16 protein-coding genes are annotated in these 21742 nt (G+C 75.2%); 2 read left to right on the top strand and 14 right to left on the bottom strand.

Going from position 1 to position 21742, the window contains the following annotated elements:
* Positions 1-6: 6 nt before the first annotated feature.
* From AB0I67_RS19685 to AB0I67_RS19635, 11 genes are all read right to left on the bottom strand, one after another.
* The gene (locus AB0I67_RS19685) at positions 7-1125 is read right to left on the bottom strand and encodes a hypothetical protein (protein ID WP_357925269.1); all 1119 of its coding nucleotides are present in this window, start codon (positions 1123-1125) and stop codon (positions 7-9) included.
* 80 nt (positions 1126-1205) lie between these two features.
* Positions 1206-1700, bottom strand: coding sequence for a DUF488 domain-containing protein (locus AB0I67_RS19680; protein WP_357925266.1), 495 nt, complete (start codon positions 1698-1700; stop codon positions 1206-1208).
* A 6-nt stretch (positions 1701-1706) separates the two neighbouring features.
* Positions 1707-2102: a RidA family protein gene (locus AB0I67_RS19675; protein WP_357925639.1), complete on the bottom strand. Its 396-nt coding sequence runs from the start codon at positions 2100-2102 to the stop codon at positions 1707-1709.
* 263 nt (positions 2103-2365) lie between these two features.
* Complete coding sequence (locus AB0I67_RS19670; protein WP_357925263.1) at positions 2366-2704, bottom strand: pyridoxamine 5'-phosphate oxidase family protein; 339 nt, start codon at positions 2702-2704, stop codon at positions 2366-2368.
* Between the two features lie 96 nt (positions 2705-2800).
* On the bottom strand, positions 2801-4075 hold the full coding sequence (locus AB0I67_RS19665; RefSeq protein WP_357925260.1) for an alkyl sulfatase dimerization domain-containing protein: 1275 nt from the start codon (positions 4073-4075) through the stop codon (positions 2801-2803).
* A complete protein-coding gene (locus tag AB0I67_RS19660; RefSeq protein WP_357925258.1) occupies positions 4072-5754 on the bottom strand; it encodes an amidohydrolase in 1683 nt (560 codons plus the stop codon). The genes AB0I67_RS19665 and AB0I67_RS19660 overlap by 4 nt, the downstream gene beginning before the upstream one ends.
* A complete protein-coding gene (locus AB0I67_RS19655; RefSeq protein ID WP_357925252.1) occupies positions 5751-7007 on the bottom strand; it encodes an amidohydrolase in 1257 nt (418 codons plus the stop codon). Before AB0I67_RS19655 ends, AB0I67_RS19660 begins: the two co-directional genes overlap by 4 nt.
* On the bottom strand, positions 7004-7777 hold the full coding sequence (locus AB0I67_RS19650; RefSeq protein ID WP_357925249.1) for an ABC transporter ATP-binding protein: 774 nt from the start codon (positions 7775-7777) through the stop codon (positions 7004-7006). The genes AB0I67_RS19655 and AB0I67_RS19650 overlap by 4 nt, the downstream gene beginning before the upstream one ends.
* Positions 7774-9612 carry a dipeptide/oligopeptide/nickel ABC transporter permease/ATP-binding protein gene (locus tag AB0I67_RS19645; RefSeq protein ID WP_357925246.1) on the bottom strand — a complete coding sequence of 613 codons (1839 nt, stop codon included), beginning with the start codon at positions 9610-9612 and terminating at the stop codon, positions 7774-7776. The genes AB0I67_RS19650 and AB0I67_RS19645 overlap by 4 nt, the downstream gene beginning before the upstream one ends.
* On the bottom strand, positions 9609-10607 hold the full coding sequence (locus AB0I67_RS19640) for an ABC transporter permease (RefSeq protein ID WP_357925243.1): 999 nt from the start codon (positions 10605-10607) through the stop codon (positions 9609-9611). Before AB0I67_RS19640 ends, AB0I67_RS19645 begins: the two co-directional genes overlap by 4 nt.
* Positions 10607-12172 carry an ABC transporter substrate-binding protein gene (locus tag AB0I67_RS19635; protein WP_357925242.1) on the bottom strand — a complete coding sequence of 522 codons (1566 nt, stop codon included), beginning with the start codon at positions 12170-12172 and terminating at the stop codon, positions 10607-10609. Before AB0I67_RS19635 ends, AB0I67_RS19640 begins: the two co-directional genes overlap by 1 nt.
* 82 nt (positions 12173-12254) lie before the next feature.
* On the opposite strand from AB0I67_RS19635, the gene AB0I67_RS19630 reads away from it, so the two are divergent.
* Positions 12255-13298, top strand: coding sequence for an Lrp/AsnC family transcriptional regulator (locus AB0I67_RS19630; RefSeq protein WP_357925240.1), 1044 nt, complete (start codon positions 12255-12257; stop codon positions 13296-13298).
* 15 nt (positions 13299-13313) lie between these two features.
* Here AB0I67_RS19630 and AB0I67_RS19625 read toward each other — a convergent pair whose 3' ends face one another.
* Entirely contained in the window at positions 13314-13940 is a 627-nt protein-coding gene (locus AB0I67_RS19625; RefSeq protein ID WP_357925238.1) for an NAD(P)H-binding protein, read from the bottom strand.
* 125 nt (positions 13941-14065) lie between these two features.
* Here AB0I67_RS19625 and AB0I67_RS19620 point away from each other — a divergent pair, with 125 nt between their 5' ends.
* Complete coding sequence (locus tag AB0I67_RS19620; protein WP_357925236.1) at positions 14066-14437, top strand: helix-turn-helix domain-containing protein; 372 nt, start codon at positions 14066-14068, stop codon at positions 14435-14437.
* Positions 14438-14496: 59 nt separating this feature from the next.
* Here the strand turns inward: AB0I67_RS19620 and AB0I67_RS19615 are convergent, their stop codons facing one another.
* Both AB0I67_RS19615 and AB0I67_RS19610 read right to left on the bottom strand, forming a co-directional pair.
* Complete coding sequence (locus AB0I67_RS19615; RefSeq protein ID WP_357925233.1) at positions 14497-18471, bottom strand: S8 family serine peptidase; 3975 nt, start codon at positions 18469-18471, stop codon at positions 14497-14499.
* Between the two features lie 367 nt (positions 18472-18838).
* Positions 18839-21715 (bottom strand): AAA family ATPase, encoded by a 2877-nt coding sequence (locus AB0I67_RS19610; RefSeq protein ID WP_357925231.1) that lies wholly within the window; start codon positions 21713-21715, stop codon positions 18839-18841.
* Positions 21716-21742: the final 27 nt, after the last annotated feature.

Raw genomic sequence — 21742 nt, 5'->3', positions numbered from 1 at the left:
CTGGCGTTACTCGCACCCGCGCTTGCCGGCCTTGGCCACCGGACCGGCGGCGACCGTCGAGCGCGGGGTGGCGTAGCCGCCCATCGTCGCGTAGAAGACCCGCTCCCGGGTGGACAGCTTGGCGACGAGGTCGGCCGCCCCGGTGCGCACGTCCATCACGTAGACGTAGCTGCCCACCACGGTGTTCTCCTTCTTGCCCGGCCGCTCGCGCCCGGCGGAGACGACGATCTCCCTGCCGTTCAGCCAGTCCACCACGTCGGCCTGGTAGACGTCGGCGGGCAGGCGCGGCCTGACCTTCTTCATCGCCCCGGTGCGGGTGTCGAAGGTGGTCAGCCAGACCGGCGTGGTGTCCGGGCCGCACGCGGGCGGGTCCTTCGGCACCAGGTTGGCCGCCCGCCCGTCGCGTGCGGCGAACGCACCCCAGATGAGGTGCTTGCCGGCGTACTCGGGGATCTTCGCGCTGACCGGGCGGCCGTCGCCCAGCGTGCGGAAGAGGCGGCCGGCGTGGAGCGTCACGCGGCCGGAGCCCGGGTCGGCGTCCAGGACGGCGAAGCCCTTGCTGAACTTGCGCGCCTTCCCGGTCTCCACCTGCACCAGCGTGGCCTGCGCCGCGTCGGCGGTGGTGGTGATCGCGAGCTGGCTGCCGTCGCGGACGAACTTCAGCGTGAACGGCGAGCCGATCGAGCTCGCGCGCACCTTGTACGGCATGGACCAGGTCTCCCCCGAGGCCAGGTCCCGCACGACCACCTTGTCGTCGGCCGCGCGCTGGAAGGCGATGCGCGTGCCGTCCGGGCTGATGGCGAACGCGCCCCGGTCGCCCCAGTCCTTGCCCTGCTCCCAGCCCAGGGCCTCGGGCACGGTGTGGATCGTGCCGTCCTTGGCGACCAGCCGCCACGTCGTGCAGGCGCCGGTGGGCTCCCCGGCGATGTCCTTGGCGTTGCCGCACAGGTACGCGAAGCCCGCCGGCCCGGCGCCGGAGCCCGGCAGCTCCGGGAAGGCGGCCTTCGCGGTGTTGGTGGCGGTCGCCGTGGTGGTGGCGGTCGCGGTGGTGGCCGCGGTCGCGGGCGCGGCCAGCCCGCAGGCCAGCAGGGCGACGGCCGCGGCGGCGGACAGTCTTGTGATCATGTTTCCCCCGGGGGTGCTAGTGGCTGTGCCCTGTTGGAGTCCGCACCGGCGGGAAAGGTTCGGACCCGGGGAGCCCATGGTCACAGCGGACGCAGATGCTCGACGGCGACGCGATGCTCCTCGGCCAGCCGCCCCGCGATCAGCGACCGGTGGCACGCCTCGGGATCACGCTCGACGCAGAGCAACGCCACGCGCCCGCCGCCCGGCAACGCCGCCGCCAGGGGCGCGAGGTCGGCGCGGGCGAGGACCTCGGCGGTGTAGCGGCGGACGTACCCCGCCGCGAGCTCACGCCGGGAACGCTTGCCGACCCTCTGGCGCGCGTCCTCGGCGTACTGCAGGCGGCGCAGCTCGGTGGTGGGGGCGAGCTCCAGGTGGTGCTCGTAGGCGATCCCCGCCCGGGCGAGGGCCGCCTGGAGCCGCAGCGAGTTCGCCCACGCGTACTCCGCGCCCCGGACGCCGCGGCGCTGCCGTACGTCGGCCAGCAACCGGACGTCCGCCTCCCGCAGCCGCCGCAGGAAGGACTCGGCGTCGAAGCCGTAGACGCCGACCGTCACCATGCCGTCCACCCCGATCACCCGCCCCTAGGCGACAGCCGTCGCCTCCAGCTCGACCATCAGCTCGGGGATGGCCAGCCGGGTCACCCCGAGCATCGTCGTGGCCGGCGTCACCCGCGCGGCCCCCAGCCTGGCCGCCAGCACCCCGTAGTGCTGGAACAGCAGGTCCACGTCCGTGGTGTACACGTTCAGCCGCACCACGTTCGCCAGGGTCATCCCGGCCTCGTCGAGCACCGCCTCCAGGTTGTCCAGGCTCAGCGCCACCTGCGCCGCCATGTCACCCGCGTGCTCCGGCTTGCCTTCGGCGCTCATCGAGGTCTGCCCGGAGACGTGCAGGGTCCGGGTCTCCCCCGACACCAACTCGCCCTGGTTGTAGCCCAGCTCCAGCGACCAGGTCCACGGGTTGACGGCAGTACGTTCCATCGCCATGTCGGCTCCCTTTCGATACCCGGCCGGACGCAGACCGTCCGGCTCGGTGCTGGAAAGCCTCGCAGGCAATCACGACACCCTCTGTCGTGTATTTCACCCCGATTTCCGAGCCGCGCGCAGTCCCCCTCCAGGTGGTCGATGCGCTCCTGCAGCGAGGTGAGGGCGCTCTCGACCGTCTCGCGGGGGAAGAGCTGCGGGATGTGCTGGTGGCAGTTCCAGTCGAAGGCCTCGACCTCGATGAGGACCGTGCGTTCCACCTAGGCGCGGTAGCCCTCCACGGCCAGGGGGGAGTCGCCGTCGACGGTGCGGGCGCGGCCGAGGATCTTCATCCGGGCCTGGTGGGCGTAGTCCATGAGGAACAGCGAGACCCGGTCGTCGTGGTCGAGGTTCCCGACGGTGATGTACCGCCGGTTGCCGCGGAAGTCGGCGAAGCCGAGCGTGCGCTCGCCGAGCACGCGCAGGAAGCCGGGCGGCCCGCCGCGGTGCTGGAGGTACGGCCAGCCGGTGGATCCGACGCTGGCCAGGTAGAAGCTCTCGCGCGTCTCGATGAAGGCCTGCTCGTCGGGTCCGATCCGGTCGCCCATCCGGCGCGTCATGAGAGGTACCTCTTCCGGGACGAAGCGATCTACCTAACGGCTATACCATCGGCCAACCATTAGGTGATCGCCGCGCATTCCCGGCGAGGGATCGTGTCAGTCCGGCGGGGCGGCGAGCCGCCGGGATTCGGCCGCCGCCCAGCGGAAGACGCCGCGGGCCATCACCGACCGCTCCTGCTCGGCCCGGGCGCCAAACACCGCCGCGCGAACCGCGTGCAGCGCCGGGTCGTCCGGGGCGGCGAGCACCGCCAGCTCCGCGAGGTGCCCGGCCAGCCGCAGGTCTCCCGCGACGGCCGCCGAGCTCGCCGCGTCGGCCAGCCGGTGCGGCCCGCCGGCCAGCCCGGCGAGGGCGCCGGCCAGGACCGCGTCCGGGGCGGGCTTGAGGGTGGCCGGGTTGCCGTCGTACCAGCCGCCGTAGAGCCGCCAGATGTTCCTGACCACGAACTCGGGCTCGTCGTAGAGCGGCCGCAGGTAGGGCCGGCCGGCCAGGTGGGCGGGCGGGCGCACCTCCCGCACGATCTCGTCCAGCCGCGCACCCGCGTTGAGCAACGCGAGGGTCTGCTCGACCAGGCTCTCCAGCCACTCGGCGGTCTCCTCCAGCGCCTGGCGGACCCGCGCGGCCCCGAAGATCGGCACGCCGTGCGCGGGCAGCAGGGTCTCGGCGTCCAGCGCGGCCATGCGGCGCAGCGCCCGCGCCCACTCGGCCGGATAGCGCTGCACCTTCTGCGGGTTGCCCGCGTTGGGCGCGACCCAGATGAACAGGTCGCCGGCGCACAGCGTGCGCCGCTCGGGGATCCACGCGACGGTCGCGTCGTCGGTCTCGCCCTTGGCGTGGAACAGCTCGAAGGTCAGCTCGCCCCGGACGAGGGTGAGGCTGTCGCGGTAGGTGCGGTCGGGCAGCCGGAAGCGGCTCGGCCAGGTCAGGTCCGGCTGCTGGAACTGGCGCCGGTTGACGACGGTGTTGTAGCCGTTGGTCAGCACGTACCGGTCGAACCGGTCGAGCACGGCCTCGTGCGCGATCACCGTCGGCCGGGGCCGGCCGAGCTCGTCGGCTTCGGCGTCGAAGGGGTCCACGCCGAAGACGTGGTCGATGTGGCCGTGGGAGTAGATCGCCTCGGTGAGCGGTTCGGCCGTCCAGGCGCGCACGTCGGCGTGGAGCCTGGCGGCGTCGCCGGGGTTGCCGGTGTCGAACAGCACCAGCCCGTCGCCGGTGCGGAAGGCGGCGACGTTGCCGAAGCCGGCCCGCCAGCCGATCCCGGGCGCGACGTCCTGGACGCCCCGCCCGGCCGCGGTGAAGCCGAAGACCCCGCCTTCGGCGCGGCCGTGCCAGACCTCGTCGGCGTGCTCGGCGAGGGAGGGGCTGGTGGTCATCGTTGGTCCTTTCCGAGGGTGCGCGGGTGGCCGCGGTGCCGGGGCAGCCCGCCGTGGACGGCCACGCCGCCGAGGAAGGTGGCCAGGACCTCCAGCCCGGCCACCGCCTCGGGCTCGACCGCGAGCGGGTCGGCGGGCAGCACCGCCAGGTCGGCGTAGCGGCCCGGGGCCAGCGTGCCGACGACGTCGCCGGCCAGCAGTTGCCATGCCGCGTCGGCGGTCTGGGCGCGCAACGCCTGGGCGACGCCGATCCGCTCGGCCGCGCCCAGCGTCCGGCCGCGCCGGGTGGTGCGGGTGGCCGCGACGCTGACGTTGTGCAGCGGGTCGGCGGGCGTGACCGGCGAGTCGTTGTGCAGCGAGACCCGCATCCCCGCCCGTACGGCGGAGCCGGCCGGCGCCCACCGGGCGGCGACCTCCGGCCCGAACAGCTCGTCGGCCAGCACCTCGCCCCAGTGGTGCAGGTGGTCGGGGAACAGGCTGCAGGTGACGCCGAGGGCGTGGGCGCGGGCGAACTGGTCCTGGCGCATCGCGCTGACGTGCTCCAGGCGCAGCCGGGGCCATCCGGCGGGCGGCGGCGCGAGTTCCTCCCAGACGTCGAGGGCCAGGTCGATGGCGGCGTCGCCGTTGGCGTGGCAGGCCAGTTGCCAGCCGGCTCCGCCGTACGCCTGGAAGATCTCGGCGAGCTCCGCGTGGTCGTAGCGGGGGGCGGCGCGGTGGCCGGGCGGGAGGCCGAGGGCGCGGGTGGCGGCGGTGTCGAGGTAGGGGAAGGTGGCCGCGAGGGTGCCGACCCAGGGCGAGCCGTCGGCCCAGACCTTGATGCCGACCTGCCGGACGAGGTCGTCGCCCGCCCCCGGGGCGACCGCGCTGGCGAGCGCGGGGGTGGCCGGCTCGTACAGCCGCAGCCGGGTGCGGATCGCCCCGGCCGTACGGGCGGCCTCCAGCGCCGGGCGGTAGGCGGGGGCGAAGCCCATGTCGCTCATCGTGGTGATGCCCCGGGCGGCCAGGCGCGCGCTCTGGGCGGCCATGGCCGTGGTGAAGCCGGGACCGAGCAGGGCGGTTGCGAACGGGGCGGTGAGCAGTCCGATCGCCGCGGGTCCGGTGGCGGTGCCGTCCAGGGTGCCCTGCGGGGTACGGCCGAAGCCCTCGCCGGGGTGCTCGTCCAGCCCGGCCTGGCGGGCCGCGGCGCTGTTGAAGTAGGCCAGGTGCCCGGAGTTGTGCAGGACGACCAGCGGGCAGGCGGGCGCTCGGCGGTCGAGCCAGTCCAGGTCGGGCCGGGGCAGGCCCGACTGCAGCAGCGCGTCCCAGCCGTTGGCCAGGACGCCCGTACCCGGCCGGGTGGCCAGGGCGGCGTCGATCGCGGCCAGGACCGCTTCCGCATCGGGTGCGGTGACCGGGCGCACGTCCACCACGCCGCCGGCCGCGCCGAGCCCGTCGGCGACGAAGTGGCCGTGCGCCTCCACGAACCCCGGCAGCACGCAGCCGTCGCCGGCGTCGGCCACGACGGTGCGGGGGCCGCGCAGCCCGTCGAGGTCGTGCGGTTCGCCGAGCGCGAGGATCCGGCCGTCGCGGACGGCCAGCGCACCGGCCAGCGGCCGGACGGGGTCGAAGGTACGGATCCGCCCCACGAAGATCAGGTCGGCGACGCCGCGCACGTTGCGTGGGCCGGGGGCCTCGCTCATGCGAGGTAGGCCAGGGCGGCGCCGGTCAGGGCGGTGACGCCGTGGCGCAGGCCCTCCTCGGCGGAGGGGGCGAAGCGCGAGTTGTGGTTGCCGGGCACGGTGCGGAGCTTGTCCTCCGGGCCGTCCCCCGGCGCCGCCTCCCACACCTGCCACGGCGTGCCGCCGAAGAACCAGAACGCCGTCGGGATCGCCGTGCCGCCGTTGTGCTCGGCCAGGCCCAGGTAGGAGAAGTCCTCGCTGCCCATCAGCGGCCCGTGCTCGATCACCGCCTCGGCCCCGAACAGCTCGGCGTGCACGGCGCTGACTGTGGCGTCGGCCCCGGGGTCGTTCAGGGTGAGCGGGAAGCGGCCGGTGACCTCGACCTGCGGGGGCCGCGGGCAGCCGGCGGCGGCGCACTCCCCCTCGGCCATGCGCCGGATGGCGGCCAGCACCCGCTCCCTGGCCCCGTCGGTGCGGGTGCGCAGGTTGAGGGCGAGGTAGGCCTCGTCCGGGATGACGTTGGCCTGCGTGCCCGCCCGCAGGACCCCGGTGGTGAGCACGACCGGATCGCTCGGCGAGGTCTCCCTGGAGACGATGGTCTGCAGCCGGGTGACCAGGTGGGCGGCGGTCACCACCGGGTCCACGCACAGCTCCGGGGTGGAGCCGTGCCCGCCCCGGCCGAGGATGCGCACGTCGATCGTGGTGGAGGCGGCCATCAGCAGGCCGGGCCGGTGGATCGTGGTGCCCGCCGGGGTCGGGCCGACGTGCTGGCCGAGCGCCACGTCGGGCCGGGGGAAGCGGGTGAACAGGCCGTCGCCGAGCAGGGCGAGCGCGCCCTCGCCGACCTCCTCGGCGGGCTGGGCGACGACCACGAGCACGCCCGACCAGGAGCTGCGGGCCCGGCTGAGGGCTTCCGCGGCCCCGGCCAGGCAGGCCAGGTGCAGGTCGTGCCCGCAGGCGTGCATCACCCCCGGCACGGTGCTGGCGTACGGCAGGCCGGTCCGCTCGGTCACCGGCAGCGCGTCGAGGTCGGCCCGGAGCAGGACCACCGGGCCGTCGCCGTTGCGCAGCACGCCGACGACTCCGGTCCCGCCGACCCGCTCGGTGACGGTGAAGCCGGCGGCGGCCAGCCGGGCGGCGACCGCGGCGGCGGTGCGGTGCTCCTGCCACGACAGCTCGGGATGGGCGTGCAGGTCGCGGTAGAAGGCCGCCAGGCCGGTCAGGTCGAGACCGGTCAGGATGGCGCGGGTCGTCTCCGCCGCTCGGCTGCTCAACGGGTCTCCTCCAGGGACAGGGACGGCGCGCTGTCCAGCAGCCGCCGGGTGTAGGGATGGGCGGGCTCGCGGTAGATCAGGTCACGCGGCGCGTGCTCGACCACCCGGCCCCGGTGCATGACGGCCACCTGGTCGCAGACGTGCCGGACCACGGCCAGGTCGTGGGAGATGAACAGCATGGTCAGGCCCAGGCGTTCGCGCAGCCCGGCCAGCAGGGCCAACACCTCGGCCTGGACCGAGCAGTCCAGCGCCGAGGTGATCTCGTCGGCGACCAGCACGTCCGCGCCGGTCACCAGCGCGCGGGCGATGGCGATGCGCTGGCGCTGGCCGCCGGAGAACTCGTGCGGGTAGCGCCCGGCGGCGGCGGCGTCCAGGGCGACCGCCTCCAGCGCGCCGGTGATCTTCGCGGCGTGGGCGCGCGGGTCGGCCCGGCGGGGGTCGGCGGCCTCGGCGAGCGCCCGGCCGATGGTCATCCGCGGGTTGAGCGAGGAGTAGGGGTCCTGCGGGATGAGCTGGATCCGGCGCCGGGCCTCGGCCAGGCTTCGTCCCCGCAGGGCCGCGTGGTCGGCCCCGTCCAGCAGCGCCCGGCCCGAGCGGGGCCGGACCAGCCCGACCACGACCTTGGCCAGGGTGGACTTGCCCGAGCCCGACTCGCCGACCAGGCCGGTGGTGGTCCCGGTGGGCACGGTGAGGCTGACGTCGTCCAGGATGGTCTGGGCGCGGGCGCCGTGGCCGAACACCACGGTCACGTTCTCTGCGGCGAGCGTCACGACGCCCCCTCCGAAACCTTGGTCGCCAGAGCGTGGCAGGCCGCCCAGCCGCCCGGCGACGGCACCGGCGGCGCGGGCTCGGCCGCGCAGTGCGGCAGGGCCTCGGCGCAACGGGCGGCGAACGCGCAGCCGCTCGGCCGCTCGGCCGGGGCGGGCGGGCGGCCCGGGATGGTCGCCGGCGGCTCCCCGGCCGGCCCGGTCAGCCGGGGGGTCGCGGCCAGCAGCGCGCGGGTGTAGGGGTGGCGGGCGCGGCCCTCCCGGAGGTCGGCGACGGTCAGCTCCTCCACGACCCGCCCGGCGTACATCACCAGCACGCGGTGGCACAGGGTGGCGATCACCCCGATGTCGTGCGAGATGAACAGCACCGCGGTGCCGTCGCGCTCGTTGATCTCCTTCACCAGGGCGAGCACCTCGGCCTGGACGGTGACGTCCAGCGCGGTCGTGGGCTCGTCGGCGACGAGCAGCCGCGGTCCAGGGAGCACCGCCGAGGCGATCATCGCGCGCTGGCGCAGGCCGCCGGACAGCTCGTGCGGGTACTGCCGCAGCCGGGCCTCCGGCCGGGTGACGCCGACGCTCTCCAGCGCCTCGACCGCCCGGCGGCGCGCCTCGGCCCGGCCGGTCCCCCGGTGCCGGCGTAGCACCTCGGTGATCTGGCCGCCCATCCGCAGGCCGGGGTTGAACGACGCGGCGGGGTCCTGGTAGACGACGCCGATCTCCAGGGCGAGCCGGCGGTCCGGCGCCGGCCCGAGCAGGTCGAGGTCGTCCAGCCGGAGCACGGCCGCCTCGGCTCGCACCTGGTCGGGCAGCAGCCGGGCGACGGCCATCGCGGTCAGGCTCTTGCCCGAGCCGGACTCGCCGACGATGCCCACGATCTCGCCTCGCCGTACGGTGAAGGAGACGCCCGCGACCAGCTCAACGCCGTCAGGGCGGGAGACCCTGAGGTCCTCCGCCACCAGGAGCGCGTCCTGCGGCACCTCCGGCGCCGGAGCCGCCGCGCGGGAGACGGCTTTGCCGGTACGGCGGAGCGGACCGGCACGCCGCGGGTCGGCGGACTCGGCCAGCCCGTCGCCGACGAACCCGGCCAGCACCCCGGTGAGGGTGATCGCGATCGCCGGTCCGAGCGCCTCGCCCGGGTTGGTGTAGAGGGCTTCCAGCCCGGTGTCGAGCAGCGAGCCCCAGTCGTAAGCGGGCGGCTGGACGCCCAGCCCGATGAACGACAGCCCCGACAGCGCCGTGAGCGTGCCGGCGAAGCAGACCGAGATCAGCACCAGCAGCGGTTCGGCGATGTTGGGCAGCAGGTGGCGGGTGAGGATCCGGCTCGGCGGCACGCCCAGCAGCCGGGCGGTGGCGACGTGGTCGCGGCCGGCGACCGAGGCGGCGAGGTTGGCGGTCAGCCGGGCGAAGGCGGGGCTCCACGCGACGCCGATCGCGACGACCGCGGCCGGGCCGCCCGCGCCCAGGATGGCCGCGACGACCAGCGCGAGGATGACCGCGGGGTAAGACACCATGACGTCGATGAGCCGCAGGCCCACCTCGCGGACGCGGGCGCCGCTCACCCAGACCGCGGTGCCGAGGCCGATGCCCAGGACGGCGGCGATGAGGGTGGCGAGGGCGGTGAGCACGAGGGTCAGCCGGGTGGCGACCAGCGTGCGGGCCAGCACGTCGCGGCCGAGCGCGTCGGTGCCGAGCGGGTGGGCGGCCGACATGCCCTCGCGTGCGGCGCCGGTGAGCCGGGTCGCCGCCTCGTCCCAGACGAAGGGGGCGACGACGCCGACGAGCACGATCAGGGCCAGGCCGGCCAGGCCGAGCACCAGGCCTTTGGTCCAGCGGATCACGGGTGGCTCCTCGCGGTGAGGGTCCTGGGGTCGAGCAGCCCGAGCAGGATGTCGACCAGGGTGTTGAGCAGCGTGGCGAGCAGCCCCAGGACCAGTACGGTGCCCTGGATGACCGGGTAGTCGCGGTTGAGGATCGCCTCGACGACGCGGGTGCCGAGGCCCGGCCAGGCGAAGACGCTCTCCACGATCACGGTGCCGCCGAGCAGGCCGGCCAGCATCAGGCCGCCCATGGTCAGGGTGCCGGTGAGCAGGTTGGGCAGGGCGTGCCTGCCGTACAGGACGAGGGCGGGCAGCCGGTGGCCGCGGGCGGCGCGCAGGTAGTCCTGGCCGAGCACGACCGCGGCCTCGCGCCGCACGATGCGCGCGAGCACGCAGCTCGTCGGCAGCGCGACCGCGGCGACCGGCAGGATCAGCGCGGACAGGGTCTCGGCCCCGGCGGCAGGCAGCGCGCCGAGCCGGATGGCGAAGATCAGCACCAGCAGGGTGCCGAGGACGTACTCGGGGGCGGCGCCGAGCAGGCCGGTGACGAAGGTGAAGCCGGTGTCGAGCCGGCGCCGCCGCCCGCCGCGGGTCAGGACGGCGACGGTCAGGCCGAGCGGGACCGCCACCACGAGCACCACGGCGATCGCCAGGAAGGCCAGCTCCGCGGTGAAGGGCAGCCGGCCGGCGAGTACCTCGGCGACCGGCTCGCCGGTCTGGAAGGAGGTGCCGAGATCGCCGCGCAGCAGGCCGGCGGCGTAGGAGCCGAACTGCTCCGCCTGCGGCCGGTCCAGGCCCAGCTCGTGGCGGAGCAGGGTGACCTGCTCCTCGGTCGCGCTCTGCCCGGCGAGCGCGCGGGCCGGGTCGCCCGGGATGAGCTGCACCATGCCGAAGGTCACGACCACGAGGGTGACCAGGACCGCGGCGAGGCCGCCCAGCCGGCGCAGCAGGAAGCCGAGCCAGGGGTGCGGCCGGCGCACCGCGGCCGCGCCGGCCCGGGTGGCGGTCCCGGCCATCAGCCCTTGATCCGGAAGGTGGTCGGGTCGGGCGTGCCGTTGACGACGGCCCCGTCGGCGTTCTTGCCGTAGACGAAGGCGACCGGCACGGTGGCCAGCGGCACCACGTCGTTGCGGCCGAGCAGCGCCTGCTGCGCCTCGGCCCAGCCGGCGCACTTGGCGGCCGGGTCGGCGGCGGCCATGGCCTTGCCCATGCCGGCGGTGAAGGCGTCGTTGCGGAGGTCGCCGAAGTTGCGGCCCCGGGGCGGGGGCGGGCCGGTCAGGAGCAGCGCGCCGGAGGTCAGGGTGCCGGCGAAGTTGAGGTGCGCCATCACCGTGAGGTCCCACTCGCCCTTGTCGGCCAGGACGTCGCTCGCCCAGGTGGCGTTGTCCACGTTGCGCAGGGTGACGTCGGCGCCGGCCGCGCGCAGCGCCTCCTGCACGTAGGCGTTGCCGGAGCCGTTGGCGACGCCGTTGGTGCCGGTCAGCCTGATCTTCACCCCGGCGAGGACCTGCTTGGCGGCGGCCGGGTCGGTGGCGGTCACCAGGGCGGCGTCGGTGCTCGCGCACTCGCTGGTGCTGTCGCTCCAGCTCTTCATGGCCTCGCCCTTGCCGCCGAAGACCTTGTTGAAGGCCTGCGGGTCGAGCGCCTGCGCGACCGCCTTGCGGATCTTCGGGTCGGCGCCTGGGTGGCCCTCGCGCTGGTTGAAGACGACGAACATGCGCGGCAGGGGGGCGGTCTTCAGCGTGTAGCCGCCCTGCGTGAACCGGGCGGCGTCGGGGCCGGTGAGCGCCACGTAGTCCAGCCCGCCGGTGCTGAGCTGGTTGGCCGCGGTGCTCTCGTTGGCCAGGACGGACAGCTTGAGCTGCGCGGGCGGCGTGCCCTGCGGCGCGTACGCGGGGAAGGCCGGGTAGCCCTCGCGCAGCGTGAAGGTGTAGGAGCGCCCGCGCTGCACGTCGGCCAGGACGTACGGGCCGGTGCCCGCCCCGGCGACCGGCCCCCGGGCGAGGGCCTGCGGATCGGCCAGGCCGGCGGGGCAGACGATGCCCGCGTTGGTCAGAGACAGCCCGACCAGCAGGTCCGACCACGGCTGGGCCAGGGTGACGGTCACGGTGCCGGCCTGGTCGTCGGCGGTGATCGTCGGCGCGCCGGGGCCGAAGGCGAAGACGACGCCCGACGAGCCGGTCTTCGGGTCGGCGAAGCGCCTCAGCGATCCGGCCACCGCGGAGGCGGTGAGCGGCTTGCCGTCGGTGCAGGTCAGGCCCTTGCGCAGGGTGAAGGTGGCGCCGGCGGGGGTGGCGTCCCACGTCTCGGCCAGGCCCGGGATGATCTTGTTGCCGGTGTCCCGGTTGACCAGGGTGGCGTACTGCAGGCGGGCCAGGCTGTAGTCGGTCGCCGCGGTGCCCTTGGCGGGGTCGAAGGTGTTGGCGTCCGAGGTGGCGGCGAAACGGAACACGGCGCCTGCCGTACCGTCCCGGCCGGAGGTGGGGCCCGCGCCCGGACCGGCGGAGGTGGTGCAGGCGGCGAGGGTGAGGACGGCCGAGACGGCGACTGCCGCCGGGACGGCCGGACGGGGTCGGATCATGACTTCTCCCCTGGGGGGACGGGGGCGGGAGCGATGGGGACCAGACTCGGGCTTGGCCTGTTCCGCGGCGTAAAATGCACGAATGCCGTCAGGAAGCCGGGCCGTACGCACGGATCCCGCACTCGACGAGCTCGACCTCGCGTTGATCAACGCGCTCCAGCTCGATCCCCGCGCGCCCTGGAGCCGGCTGGCGGCGCCGCTCGGCGTGGACGCGGCCACCCTGTCGCGGCGCTGGGCCCGGCTCAGCGCCTCGGGCGAGGCCTGGGTGACCTGCGCCGCCGGGCCCTCGCAGGTGCCCTACCACGCCTTCGCCATGGTGGAGGTGGGCTGCGTGCCCGGCGCGCTGGAGGAGGTGGCGGCGAGGCTGGCCGCCGACCCGCAGGCGATCAGCGTCGAGTGCACGACCGGGCGGCGCGACCTGCTGCTCACGGTGATCACCACCGACCTCGCCCGCGCCGGCGATTACGTGCTGCGCCGCGTCGGCGCCCTCGACGGCGTCCGGTTCACCCGGACCCACCCCGGCCAGCGGCTCTACCGTGAGGCCAGCCGGTGGCGGCTCGACTCGCTCAACCGGGAGCAACGCCTCGGCCTGGAGCACGGCTCACCCGCCGCCCGCGACTCCGGCCTGCTCCGCCCCGACGAGCTCACCCTGATGCACGCGCTGGCCGCCGACGGCCGCCGCTCCTACGCGGCGCTCGCCGAGCTGCTGGGCTCGTCGGAGGCGCGGGTCCGCCGGCTGCTGAACGGCATGCTCTCCAGCGGCCGGGCGGTCCTGCGGTGCGAGGCCGCGCACCGGCTGGCCGGCTGGCGGGTGACCGCCATGCTCTGGCTGGCCGTCCCGGCCCCGCTGCTCGACCCGGTCGCCGACGGGATCGCCGAGCTCCGCGAGACCCGGATGGTCCTGTCGGTCGTCGGCGAGGCCAACCTCATGGTCAACGTGTGGGTCCGCTCGCTGGACGAGCTGTCGGCCTTCGAGGCCCGGCTGCTGACGGCCTGGCCCGAGGCGTCCGTGGTGGACCGCTGCGTGACGCTCCGCTGGGTCAAGCGCCTGGGCCGCCTGCTCGACCCCGACGGCCGCAGCACCGCCGCGATCCCCATGGACGCCGCCGCCCGCTCAGGGCCCTGAGACCGGCGCCGGGGGTCAGCTCACCGCCAGGTGGACGTGGCGGTGACGCGGGGTCTCGGCCTCGTCGAGCAGGACGATGGCGAAGTCGGCGTAGGAGATGCGGGCCGCGGGGTCGCCGTGCCGGCCGATCTCGTAGCGGCCGGTGCGCTCGCCGTCGTGGTCGAAGTCGCCCACCGGGCTGATGTACACCCAGTCCAGCGGGTTGTCCTCGGCGCGGAGCACCTCCAGGCCGGCGGCGTGGCCGAGGCAGAAGGGGCGGAACTGGGCGGGGAAGCCGGGCTGGTCCATCAGCGGGACGCCGGCCGGGTCGGGCAGCAGCGAGGCGAGGCCGACCGCCACCAGGCGGCGCACCCCGGCCTGCCGCAGGCCCTGGTTGAGGGCGCGGGCGGCGGCGGGGAAGAAGGTGTCCGGCTCCACCACCGCCGCGGCGTTGACGGCGGCGTCGTGCCCGGCGGCGAAGGCCGCCACGTCCGCCGGGTCGGTGACGTCCCCGGCGACGACCTGGACGCCGGCGTCCAGCGGGCCGGTGTAGCGGGACGGGTCACGGACCACCGCGGTGACCTGGTGCCCGCGGCGGACCGCCTCGGCGACGGCCTGCCGTCCGGCCCGGCCGCCTGCGCCGAAAACCACGAACTTGCTCATGATGGAATACCTCCTGGTGCCTCGGTGCTCCGAGCTGGTACCTCGGTGCCCCCGACGGTAGCCATCGGGGTGGTTACCTCCCGGATACCGAACTCCCGCCCCACCGTCGACGAGCAGGAGAGACCATGACGCACCGGCGGCCGTTGCCTGCTGACCTGTTCGACGAGCTCTGCCCGTCGTCGCTACTGCCCTTCCGCTTCGGCGACAAGTGGGCCGCGCTGGTCATGTACTGCCTGGAGGCGGGCCCGCGGCGCTTCTCCGAGCTCCGGGTCCCGCTGCACCGCGTCACCCCGAAGGTGCTCACCCAGTCGCTGCGCGGCCTGGAACGCGACGGCCTGGTGTCCCGCACCGTCCACCCGGACCCGCGCGACGGCGTGGAGTACGCCCTGACCCCGCTGGGGCGCAGCCTGCTCGAACCGCTCAGGGTGGCCTGCGAGTGGGCCGCGGAGCACTGGGACGAGCTGCTCGACGCCCGCGAACGCCACCTCGCCTCGTGAAAGCCCTGAACGCAACCGGCGCCCCTCCCCCAGGCTGAGGGAGGGGCGCCGGTGGATCGTCAGCGCAGGGGCAGGATCCGGGTGCTGGTCTGCTTCACCCGGTTGCCCGCCGCGTCCCACGCCTCGGCCCGGAGGCTGACCGCGCCGGTGGTGGCGCGGAGGGCGGGGTAGCGGACGGAGGCGGTGTACCGGCCGTCCCGCTCACGCTTGAGCGTGACCGGCTGCCAGGTGGCCCCGTCGTCCGTGCTGGCCCAGACCTTGAGGCCCGCGATCTTCGGCATCGGCGCCGTCGAGCGCGAGTGGTAGGCCTCGACCTCGAAGGTGTGCCGGCGACCGGCCGCGACGCTGTTGTCGGCCTCGCCGCCGAGGGCGTAGCTGACGAACACCGCCGGGGTGGGCCGGCAGTGCTCGCCGGTCCCCTCGATGAACCAGGAGTTGCAGGCCGCGCCGGGCTGGACCGCGCCGGCGGCGGGCGGGCCGGTGAAGGTCCACTCGACGTCGTGCACGGCGTTCTTGGCGGTCAGCCGGTAGACGCCCTCGGTGGCCGGGAGCGTGAAGCGCGGCGCGTTGCCGGCCACCGGCTCGACGCCCTCCCGGGCGATCTCCTTCCCGTCGCGGTACAGGTGCGTCTCGTAGTTCGGGGTGAACGGCTGCGCGACCGACCAGTAGGCGTCGCCGTCCACGCGGGTCGCGCCGACGCCGGAGACCTCGGAGAAGTCGGCCCACAGCTTGTCGCCCTGCACGCAGATCGCGCAGGTGAGGCCCAGCGGCTGCTGTTCGAGCACGCCGGCCTTGGGGTCGGGCAGCGCCGCCGCGGCGTCGCCCACCGTCGCCGCGCCCGGCGTCCCCGGCGCGAACCACACCTGCCCGGTACGGCCCGGCCGCGGATGGACCTCGGTCAGGTAGCGCGCGTTGACGCCCTGGGTTCCGGTCGGGTCGAGCGCCATGCCGCGCAGGTGCGCCACCGTCGGGTCGGTCGGCCACACGTACTCGGGACGGACCTGCGGCCCCTCACCGACCAGGTCGGATTCGGAGGGCGAGATGCCCCAGCGGGTGGCGTCGTCCACCTTGAAGGCGTAGGTCCACTCCCAGAACCCGGTCGAGCGAGGCGCCCGGATGGCCAGGTCGACCCGGGCGGTGTCCCGCTCGCGCACGGTGTAGTGCAGGGAGTCGGGGATGCGCCCCTCCTCGTACGGGGTGAGCGCGTAGGTGTAGGGCGAGTACCGGTGCCCCTCCACCCGGATGGTGACCGGGCCGCGTCCGGCCTGCTCCCGCAGGGCCAGGCCCTCCTTGGTGGACAGGTGGGCGTTGGGGATGCCGATCGGCTTGGGCGGGCCGGAGAACGGCTTCTGCCACATCGGCAGCGGGACCGCGCAGCCGGTCTCGGCCAGCGGGTAGATCAGCAGACCGGCCGCCCCGGCGTCGCGAACGGCGCCGATGCGCTCGATCTGCGCGCCGCAGACGGGGTTGCCGAAGGGGTCGTGCACGCCTTCCGCGCCCATCAGGACGAGCTTGCCGCGCAGGTCGCGCCCGGCGAGCTCCTCGGGGCTGCCCTGGCCGACGTCGGCCAGCTTCAGATCGGCGGTGCCGGTGAACGGCTTCCAGTCGGGGTGGCTGTCGACCTGGCCCTGCCAGTGCAGGTTCACGGCCGGGTCGAGCTTGGTCGCGCCGCGCCGCCCGAGCACGCTCATGGCGACCTCGGCGCGGCCGAGGGTCCACTGAGTGGAGAACCGGAAGCCGCCCTTGGTGACCTTCTCGGTCGGCGACACCCACAGCTTGCCCCACGAGCCGGTCGGCACGCCGTTGACCAGGGCTCCGGAGAAGACCTGCCCCTTGGCGTTGGTGCGCTGGTAGAAGGTGTTGTAGCCGTTGTTCAGCGGTTCGGCCGGCTTGGGGGTGCTGAAGCGGACCTGGGTGGTCTTGCGGACGTCCAGCGTGATCTCGGTGTCGCCGGTGACGGTGAGCTCGGGCTCGAACAGCCAGGCGCGGTTGCGCTTGCTGTCGGCGTCGACCCACTCCACGATCTGCAGGACGCTGATCGTGCCCACCGGGACGCGGGTCACCACGACGCCGTGGTCGACGATCAGGTGCGGGCCGAGCTGGCCCTTGCGGCCGTCGAGGTCGATGACGTCCTGGGCGAAAGGGGTGATCGGCTTGCCGTCGCGGCCCAGGGTGCGGATGGTCAGCTCGACCGTCGGCACGTCGCGCACCGCGCCGACGGGGGTGGTCAGGCGCAGGCCGTCGGCCTCGGCGGTGACGGCTCCGCCGTACAGGCCGATGGGCAGCCCCTCGGTCTTGAGGGTGACGGTGGTGGTGGCGGTGCCCTTGGCGGGGACGGTCAGGCTGGCGTCGGCGACGCTCAGCCCGTCCATGGCCGGCTTCAGCGCCAGGGTGACCGGCTGGTCGCCGAGGTTGGTGTAGGTCAGCTCGCGGGTCTGCGGCTTGCCCGTGGCGTCGATCAGGCGGAAGTCGAGGCTCGGGGTCACGGCGAAGACGCGCTGCGTCGCCGCGCGGCCCGCGTCGACCAGGCCCGCGCCGCGCTCGTAGACCGTGCCGCCGGTGTCCTTGGCGGTGGACATCAGCGCCGCCTTGAGCTGCTGCCCGGTCCAGTCCGGGTGCGCCTGGGCGACGATGGCCGCGGCGCCGGCGACGTGCGGGGTGGCCATGGAGGTGCCGGAGGCCTTGGTGTAGTGCTCGTCGACCGGGCTGCCCATCGCGGTGCCGGCGGCGCGGCCGGCGGCGATGTCGACGCCGGGGGCGGTGATGTCGGGCTTGAGCGCGCCGTCGCCGACGCGCGGTCCCTGGCTGGCGAAGTCGGCCTGCTTGCCGGACTTGTCCACCGCGCCGACGGTCAGCGCGGCGTCCGCGGTGCCGGGCGTGCCGACGGTCTCCTGGCCGCCGTTGTTGCCCGCGGCGATGACGAACAGCGCGCCGGTGGCGGCGGACAGGTCGTTGACCGCCTGGCTCATCGGGTCGGTGCCGTCGGTGGCGTTCGCGCCGAGGCTCATGCTGACCACCTTGGCGCCGGCCGCGGTGGCCCACTCCATCGCCTCGATGATCCCGGACTCCGCGCCGGACCCGCCGTCGTCGAGCACCTTGCCGACCAGCAGGCGGGCGCCGGGCGCGACGCCCTTGTTCGCGCCGTTGGAGGCGGCGCCGGAGCCGGCGATGGTGGTGGCGACGTGGGTGCCGTGGCCGTGGCCGTCCTTGACGGTCTCGTCCGGGATGAACGAGCGCGCCTCGGTGATCTTCCCGGCGAGGTCGGGGTGGGCGGCGTCGATGCCGGTGTCCAGGACCGCGACGGACACGCCGGCGCCGTCGTGCCCGGCCTTCCACGCCTCCGGCGCACCGATCTGCGGGACGCTCTCGGCCAGGTCGGCCTTGACCTTGCGGTCCAGCCAGACCTTGGCGACGCCGCCCTGCAGCCGGGCGGTCCCCTTGGCGTCGGGAGCGGCGTGCAGCGCGGCCCAGAAGGCCCCGGCCTCGCCCTTGGTGACGTCGAGCGCGGCGCCGTTGATGCTCTCCAGCGTCGCGGTGGGCGCGCTGGCCGGCATGGCGTCGGCCGAGGTCCGCGCGGCGGCGAAGCCCTTGGGGTACTGCACGATGACCGGCAGGTTCTTGGTCTGGGCGTCGGTGTAGCCGTTCTCGGCCAGGTACTTGACGTTGAACAGCTCGCGGTCGAGCAGGCCGGACTGGATGGCGGGGAAGGCGTCGTCGGGCAGGGCGTAGACGCCGTCCGGCCCGGTGCGCACGAAGAGGGAGGCGACGCGGCCGTCCGGGCGGGCGCCGCCCTGCTGGCTGATCTCGTAGCGCCCGGCGCCGACGTCGGTGAGGGTGATCCGGTCGCCGGTGATCAGGGTGACGGTGTGCGGTCCCTTGCCGACGCCCTTCAGGGCGAAGGGCTGCTGCGGCGGGGTCTGGTTCTGGGTCTGGTTCCGGGTCTGGGCCTGAGCGGTGGGCTGGATCGCCAGGGTGCCGGCGGCCAGCGCGAGGACCGAGGTGAGCGCGAGCGAGCCGCGCCGGAGCCGGCTCACGCCGCTCCTCCCGGTGGGGTGGTCATGCGCATGAGGGGGTGTCTCGCCTTTCGCGGGGGGTGATCACAGCGGCTCGAAGCCGTCCGGCGGCTGGGACTCCTCGGGGCTCTCCTGCTCGTCCGGTGGGAGTTCGGGCCCGGATGGACCGGGGCGGTCGGGCGTGTCTTCGGGCATGGCAAAAGACTCGCGCGGCGGGCGGGGCGGCAGGTATGGGGCGGGCATGGGGTGAACACCCCAATTCCGGCGCACCCGGCTGGGGTACCCGGGACAAGGATCACCCGCCTGGGGTGCCCGGGACAAGGATCACCCGCCTGGGATGCTCGGGACACGGGTCAGCCGCCTGTGGTGTCCGCGCCCGGGACGAGGATCATCCGCCGAGGTGGCGGCCGAGTTCGGTGCGGGAGCGGGCGCCCAGCTTGCGCATCGCCACGCCCAGGTGCTTGTCGACCGTCTTGGGCGACAGGAACATCTGCCGCGCGATCTCCTGGTTGGTCAGCCCGGTCGCCGCCAGCCGCGCGACCTGCGCCTGCCGCGCCGACAGGCCGGCCGCCTCGCCGTCCACGCCCGCGCCGGACCGGATCCGGCCGGCGGGCCGCAGGCCCCAGCGGCGGCCGAGCTGGGTGGCCCGGTCGAGGTCCCAGCGCGCCTCCAGCCGGGTGTAGGTCTCGACCGCCCGGGTCAGCGCGTCCCCCGCGCCGGGGTCGCCGAGCTCGAACAGGCACGCCGCCTGCTGCTCGACCGCCTGGGCGGCGTCGTAGGCGGCGGGCAGCTCGGCGTAGGCCGCGGCCGCCTCGCCGTAGCGTTGCGCGGCCCGCGCCCAGCGCCCCGCGTGCGCGTCGAGGTGCCCGCGGGCCTGCGCCAGCGCCGGTACGGCCAGCGGCGCGTCCATCCCCCGCAGCCGGTTCTCGTAGCGGCCGGCCAGCTCGGCGGCCTCGCGCACCCGCCCGTCGGACAGCAGGGCCCCGGTCAGCGCGGGCAGGGCACGCACCCCCACCGGCCACAGGTCCCTGGCCTCCCACCCGGCGACCACGTCGGCCGTCTCCGCGAGCGCCGCCCCGGCCCGTTCCCCGGCGGTGGCCAGGCGCAGCAGCATGGTCACCGGGGCGCCGAGCATGTCGAGGTCGCCCCGCACCCGCAGGTCGCGCACCAGCCCGGCGAGCATGGTCCGGGCGGCGTCGAGCCGGCTGGGCGCCGGGGCCAGGCAGGCCGTGATGAGGTCGACCTGGAGGCGCTCGTGCGGCCGGTTGCCGCACTGCTCGCGCAGTTCGGCGAGCTCCTCGCGCAGTCCCTCCCACGCACCGGCGTGGTAGCGGGCCAGGGCCAGGCCGGCGCGCAGGCCGAGGTCGTCCCGGGCCGAGCCGCTCGCGCCGCGGCCGGCGTCGAGGGCGGCCTCCAGCAGCCGCGCCGCCACCCGGTGGTGGCCGGTGTCGACGGCGGAGCCGCCGACGGACCGGTAGGCGCCGACCTCCCGGCGGCCGGTCGGGCGGCCGCCGGTCTCGGCCAGGATGCGTTCGGTCAGCGCCCACCAGCGGGGGTCACCGGAGCTGACGAAGACCATCGCGACCTTGCCGAGCACGAACACCCGCGGCCCCGGCTCACCGTCGGCCGGCACCGTCTCCAGGGCGCGCTCCAGCCAGGGCAGGCGCTCGGCGAACGGCACGTCGGCCATGGTGGGCAGGCCCATGCCGACCATGGCCCAGGCGGCCAGTTCGGGCAGGTCGGCCAGGTCGGGCACCGCGTCGGCGAAGGCCTGCCGTACGCGGGAGTTGTCCACCCGGATGGTGTCGAGGTAGAGGGCGAGCAGGATGCGCAGCTCGCCGCGCAGGCGCTGGGGCAGGTCGTGGGTCAGCGCCTCCTCCAGCAGCTCGCCGATGGCGGGGATGCGCAGGGTGTAGGTGGCCGCCCAGCCGAGGCGGATGGTCAGCTCGGCCCGCCGTACCGGGTCGAGGCCGGCGTGCCGCAGCACCTCCTCCAGCAGGCGTGCGGCCTCGGCGTCGTTGCCCAGCCCGGCGGCGTGCTCGGCGGCGGCGACCGCCGCGGTGACCCATTCCTGCGGCCGGCCCGCGTGCCGCAGGTGGTGGGCGACCTGCCCGAGCGGGACGGGCCGCAGCGTGCGGATGGCGGTGGCCGCGGCGGCGTGCAGGGCCTGGCGGCGGCCGAGGGTGACGCCCTCGTAGACCGCCTCGGCGGCCAGCACGTGCCGGAAGGCGACCAGCCCGCCCTGCTCGGTGAGCAGCCCGGAGGCCAGCGCCTCGTCGAGGGCGTCGGTGCCGCTCACCCCGGCCACCTCGACGAGCGTGCCGGCCGGGACGGCCAGCCGCAGCACGGCCGCCGCCTCGGTGACCGCGCGGGCGCCGGCCGGCATCCGCGCCACGCGCTCCTGGACCGGGGCGCGCACCCCGGCGGGCACGTCGAGCTCGTCGAGGGTACGGCGGGCCCAGCCGCCCTTCCAGCGGATGAGCTTGCCCTGCGTGCGCAGCATGGCGAGCAGTTCCTGGATGGCCAGCGGCAGCCCGGAGGAGCGGGCGCACAGGTGCTCGGCGAACTCGGCCGACACCTCGTCGGTCTGCAGGATCGCCGCGGCCAGGGCGCGGGTGCCGGCCACGTCCAGCGGGCGCAGCGCGATGTGCTCGCCGGCGACCGCGTCGGCCGGGCGGGCGGTCGCCGCGCGCAGCGCCGGATCGGCCTCCTCGTCGCGGTAGGTCAGCACCACCGCCAGCCCGGCGGGCTGCGCCCGGACCAGGTAGGTCAGGAACTCGATCGTCTGCTGGTCGGCCCAGTGCAGGTCCTCCAGCACCAGCACCGCCGGGGTCAGCGCGGCCAGCACCTCGACCAGGGCGCGCAGCACGCGGTGCCGTTCGGCCGCGCGGTCCTCCAGCGGCGCGGGCGCCTCCGGCAGCACCTCCTGCAGTTCGGGGAGCAGGGCGCGCAACGCGCCGGTCACCGGCGACAGGGCGGCCCCGCGTAAGTCGGCGGCCCGTCCGCGCAGCGCCTCGACCACCGGCCCCAGCGGGAACGGCTCCCTGACCTGCCCGCAGCCGCCCTTCAGCCAGCGCAGCCCGGCGACCTCGGGCCGGCCGGCCAGTTCGGCCACCAGCCGGGTCTTGCCGATCCCGGCCTCGCCCGCCACCACGCTCACCGACGGCAGCGAGGGCACCGACCGCACGGCCGACACCGCCGCGACCAGCCGGTCCAGTTCGGCCTCCCGTGCCACCAGGACCGGCGACACCGCACCTGTGATCACGGGATGACCTTACACAGCGGCCGAAAC

The sequence above is a fragment of the Nonomuraea sp. NPDC050310 genome, from assembly GCF_040655795.1.
Taxonomy (GTDB): domain Bacteria; phylum Actinomycetota; class Actinomycetes; order Streptosporangiales; family Streptosporangiaceae; genus Nonomuraea.
Note: the sequence above shows the minus strand (reverse complement) of the source record. Positions and strands in the feature narration are given on the sequence as shown.

Coding starts and splice junctions, on each gene's coding strand:
- AB0I67_RS19685 (WP_357925269.1), bottom strand. CDS start 1,125: ATGATCACAAGACTGTCCGCCGCCGCGGCCGTCGCCCTGCTGGCCTGC.
- AB0I67_RS19675 (WP_357925639.1), bottom strand. CDS start 2,102: ATGGAACGTACTGCCGTCAACCCGTGGACCTGGTCGCTGGAGCTGGGC.
- AB0I67_RS19670 (WP_357925263.1), bottom strand. CDS start 2,704: ATGACGCGCCGGATGGGCGACCGGATCGGACCCGACGAGCAGGCCTTC.
- AB0I67_RS19665 (WP_357925260.1), bottom strand. CDS start 4,075: ATGACCACCAGCCCCTCCCTCGCCGAGCACGCCGACGAGGTCTGGCAC.
- AB0I67_RS19660 (WP_357925258.1), bottom strand. CDS start 5,754: ATGAGCGAGGCCCCCGGCCCACGCAACGTGCGCGGCGTCGCCGACCTG.
- AB0I67_RS19640 (WP_357925243.1), bottom strand. CDS start 10,607: ATGGCCGGGACCGCCACCCGGGCCGGCGCGGCCGCGGTGCGCCGGCCG.
- AB0I67_RS19635 (WP_357925242.1), bottom strand. CDS start 12,172: ATGATCCGACCCCGTCCGGCCGTCCCGGCGGCAGTCGCCGTCTCGGCC.
- AB0I67_RS19630 (WP_357925240.1), top strand. CDS start 12,255: ATGCCGTCAGGAAGCCGGGCCGTACGCACGGATCCCGCACTCGACGAG.
- AB0I67_RS19625 (WP_357925238.1), bottom strand. CDS start 13,940: ATGAGCAAGTTCGTGGTTTTCGGCGCAGGCGGCCGGGCCGGACGGCAG.
- AB0I67_RS19620 (WP_357925236.1), top strand. CDS start 14,066: ATGACGCACCGGCGGCCGTTGCCTGCTGACCTGTTCGACGAGCTCTGC.